Source organism: Marinobacter sp., from assembly GCF_052094685.1.
GTDB lineage: Bacteria > Pseudomonadota > Gammaproteobacteria > Pseudomonadales > Oleiphilaceae > Marinobacter.
The window spans coordinates 1-4,131 of sequence record NZ_JBQDKB010000162.1; the positions used below are offsets into that span (position 1 = coordinate 1).

Annotated in this window: 3 protein-coding genes; all 3 read left to right on the forward strand. The window is 51.6% G+C overall.

Annotated elements, in window-relative coordinates; translation table 11 throughout:
• The first annotated feature begins 166 nt into the window (after window positions 1-166).
• The 3 genes from ACTH3S_RS18005 to ACTH3S_RS18015 all read left to right on the forward strand — a co-directional run bounded on the left by ACTH3S_RS18005 (window position 167) and on the right by ACTH3S_RS18015 (window position 4,131).
• The gene (locus ACTH3S_RS18005; protein ID WP_441810386.1) at window positions 167-1,549 is read left to right on the forward strand and encodes an IS5-like element ISHsp1 family transposase; all 1,383 of its coding nucleotides are present in this window, start codon (window positions 167-169) and stop codon (window positions 1,547-1,549) included.
• Window positions 1,550-1,924: 375 nt separating this feature from the next.
• The gene (locus tag ACTH3S_RS18010) at window positions 1,925-2,587 is read left to right on the forward strand and encodes a TetR/AcrR family transcriptional regulator C-terminal domain-containing protein (RefSeq protein ID WP_441810387.1); all 663 of its coding nucleotides are present in this window, start codon (window positions 1,925-1,927) and stop codon (window positions 2,585-2,587) included.
• A gap of 362 nt (window positions 2,588-2,949) precedes the next feature.
• Window positions 2,950-4,131 carry an AAA family ATPase gene (locus ACTH3S_RS18015; RefSeq protein WP_441810388.1) on the forward strand — a complete coding sequence of 394 codons (1,182 nt, stop codon included), beginning with the start codon at window positions 2,950-2,952 and terminating at the stop codon, window positions 4,129-4,131.

Consider the following 4,131-nt stretch of genomic DNA (forward strand, 5'->3'; position numbering starts at 1 on the left):
GGTAAAGGGCTCGAAAGAACCCGGACGACGAGGACAACTGACACTGAGTTATTAGTCGGCCCTGCAAAAGTAAAAACCTGAATCAAGGCAATAAGTTGGCCTGATTTCAGGGTATAATTTCCACCATAAATCTCTCCGTTTCGCCCAAAAACCGGAAGAAAACGCCATGATTCCACGGGATAAGCGCCAGGCACCACAGCGAGATCTGTTGGAAACCTACCTCGAAGACATCCTCAATACCCGACACGAGTTGGTGCAGCTGGGAAAGCGTATCGACTGGTCTGCCTGCGAACAGCACTTCGGCCAGTTGTATGCGGTGCAAGCCGGGCGTCCAGGGCTGCCCATCCGGTTACACGTGGGCTTACAGTTGCTCAAGCACATGTACGCGCTGTCCGATCGTGATGTGCTGGATCGCTGGGTAGAGAACCCCTACTGGCAACACTTCTGCGGCGAGGTGATCTTCCAGCACCGCCTGCCCATGGACGAAACCACCATGATGCGGTTCCGGCATCGCATCGGCGAAAACGGTGCTTGTGAGCTTCTGAAAATGAGCATTGCCCTGGGCCAGGATACTGGCATCATCGGCCCGGAAAGCCTCAAGGTTGCCGTCATCGACACCACCGTCATGCCCAAGGCGATTGCCTATCCCAGCGACGCCCGCTTGGCGGGTCGTTGCCATCGCCAACTGGTGGCCCTGGCCAAGGGTGAAGGCATCAAGTTCCGCCAGACCTTCTGCAAGGGATTACCCGGCATGGTCTGGCAGGTGGGCCGCTACGCTCATGCCCGGCAGTTCAAGCGGATGCACAAGGTACTGCGCCAGATGCACCGGAATCTGGGTAAGGTCTGTGAGGCCATTATTGATCAGCGCACGATAGAACAACGTTCCGAGCGTCTGAACCACAAGCTCCACCAGGCACTGCGATTGCTGAATCAGTACGGCGACCGCACCGTCAAACCCCGGTTATACAGCCTGCACGAACCGGAGGTGGTGTGTATCGCCAAAGGCAAGGCTCGCACCCGCTATGAGTTCGGTTCCAAGGTCAGCGTGGTGACCACCGCCAAAGAGGGCTTCGTGTTGGATTGCCAGGCACTGGCTGGCAACCCCTACGATGGGCATACCGTCGATACGGCGCTCAAACGAGTGCTTCTGCATACCAGCAAGATGCCGGAGCATCTGCTGGCTGACCGTGGCTACCGTGGTAGCGAGGGCACATTCCTCTCCAAAATTCATATCACCGGCAAACGGAGAGGACGCGGCAAGGCCCACCCCGATCAGCAACACCGGCGAAACAGTATCGAACCGATCATCGGACACCTGAAAAGTGACGGCCTGATGTTCCGGAACTTCCTCAGAGGGTTTACGGGCGACAAGATACACGCGGTATTGTGCGGCGTGGGCCTGAACCTGAGGAAAGTTCTGAGGAAGCTCGCCGAGCTTCTTTGGTCTTATAAAAATGAGCGGTATTTACGACTGATGCTGGCTATTTTATGGTCAATTTTGGCGTTGCCGGATGAATCAACGAAGACCGGTGAATTGCTGGCGATCTGAAAACGGCGTTTTGCAGGGTCGACTTATTAGCTGAGCGTGAAGCGGTTTATAAACGAACAAAGAGCTTGAATCCCGCGCGCGGCGCTGATGACATCCGAATCCGGATAGCAACCGGGGCCGTATCGCTCACACCTGGAGAATTGCAAGAAAGCGTTAAATGCCTCATCATTAAAAACCAAACAAAAAAGAAAATTAAACCTCGAAAACACAAAAAATAAAAAAATAAATACGAAGCCGTTTAAAAAAAACAGCACACTTAAAACAATTTTTTTAGAAAATAATATTTAGACACAACGTTAACGCCACAACAGTAAAACTATCTTTACCAAAAAACATACATTACTACTGAAAGCTTGTACCCTCAGGAAAAGAAGAATGAAAGAAAAGCGAAAACTGGAAACACAAGTTGGGCGCCCAGCCAGGATTTCACGAGATGAAATTGCCGAAAGTGCACTTTCCCTTGGCCTTGATTCAATGACGCTAAAAAAGATAGCCGCTCATCTTGGCGTGGATCACTCTTCTTTATACCGACATATAAAAAATCGTGATGACATAATTTCTATGGCATTGGACAAGGCAATAATTCAGTTAGATCTGGAAGCCAAGACTGATGACTGGAAGCTATATCTTTCTCATATCGCAAAGTCACTTTGGGATATGTATAGCCGTTACAAAGGGCTTGCTGCTACAGTTCGATCATCTGAACAGACACCAACGACATTTATTGAGGCGTTTGCAAAAGCCTGCAGTAACCTGGAAAGCTTTGGATTTTCCATTGAAGACGCAGCTTTAATTGTCGATAGTATTGCAGATATGACGGCCGACAGCGCTTCACTCTGGCAACGACTGGAAACAGCGGATGCTAGTGGAAATAAAGGGGTAGAGCAACTAAGTCACTCATGGAAAAAAGCTAAAAAGCCGGACACAGCCAAACATGTAGATCACGTGCTTAAAATTATTTCAGAAGACCCTCAATTATGGTGGTCAAAAAAACTTGATCTAATCATCGCTGGAGCAGAAAAATATTATTATCGATAAGTGGATCATGCACACCAAAACAATTAAAACTGCGACACACAATAACATTCAGCTTCACAATAAAACCTTATACCAAAAGTCAACAGAAGATATTTAAAAATAAAGCCAATTCAAATCATCAAAAAGCCAACACATCAATACCCATAAGTATCGCAATGTACTTATAAGCAAGGACCTATTTTAGTTCAACTCACCATCATAGATCAGGCATCCAGATAAATGACTCCTGGCGCTGCAACTGACACGCCAATAGATAGCAAAAGCGAAGGGCCGTCGCCTGATCGTTTTTCGCGTAACATTACCCCCCTACCGGAGTATGAAGGCGCTTTCATGCTCAGTCAGCCATCATTGAGTTCGGGCGTATGATCAAAGCATTTGCAGTATCCAACTACCGCAGCCTGAAGAGCATTGTCTCGCCCCTGGCGGGGCTCAATGTAGTTACCGGGCCCAACGGTTGTGGCAAATCCAACCTGTACAAGTCGCTTCGGTTACTCGCAGAAACCACGAAAGGAAACCTTGTCTCGTCGATTGCACAGGAAGGCGGCCTGGATTACACATTCTGGGCCGGGCCGGATAACTTCACCAAGGACATGAGGGAAGGTTCCGCACCCGTTCAGGGCGCAGCCAGGAAACAAAACACCCGCCTGCGGCTGGGCTTTGTGGGCGAAGACTTCGGGTACGCCATATCACTGGGGGTGCCCGCGCCGCAGGGGTTTGCGGGCTACCGGGACCCCTCCATGTTTCAGTTCGACCCGGAGATAAAACGCGAGTGCATTTGGGTTGGCGATGTATGCCGGCCCAGCAGCTGTCTGATCGACCGCGTTGGCCCCGTGGTAAAAGTACGCACCGGCCGGAAGTGGGAGGTGTATAACGCCCACCTCAATTCCTACGAGAGTATCCTGAACGAAATCAGTGACCCGGTAGCGGTACCTGAGGTGCATGCCGTTCGGCAAACCATCCGCAACTGGCGCTTCTACGATCAGTTCCGGACCGACCCGCAGTCCATCATCCGCACACCGCAGATAGGCACACGCACTCCGGTGCTTGATCATGACGGCCACAGCCTGGTCGCAGCACTGCGGACTATCCATGAAATTGGCGACCGGCAGGCGTTATACGACGCGATTGAAGATGCGTTTCCGGGAGCAACAATTAACTTTACCGCAGACGCCGGAAACCGCTTCGTATTGCAGTTACTGCAGGACGGTCTTTTGCGCCCCCTGAACCAGGCTGAGCTTTCGGATGGTACGCTTCGCTACCTGCTGCTGGTGGCCGCCTTGCTCACGCCCCGGCCCCCTTCCCTGCTGGTGTTAAACGAGCCCGAAACCAGCCTGCACCCGGATCTGCTGCCTGCCCTCGGTCGCCTGATTATCCGCGCATCGCGAGAGACTCAGGTTTGGGTGGTATCCCATGCCCCAAGACTGGTTGCCACGCTGGAAGAGGACAGCGAGTGTAATTCTATTGCGCTGAACAAGGAGCTTGGTGAAACCATCATCCAGGGGCAAGGATTGTTGGATGCGCCGCCGTGGCAGTGGGCTGATTAG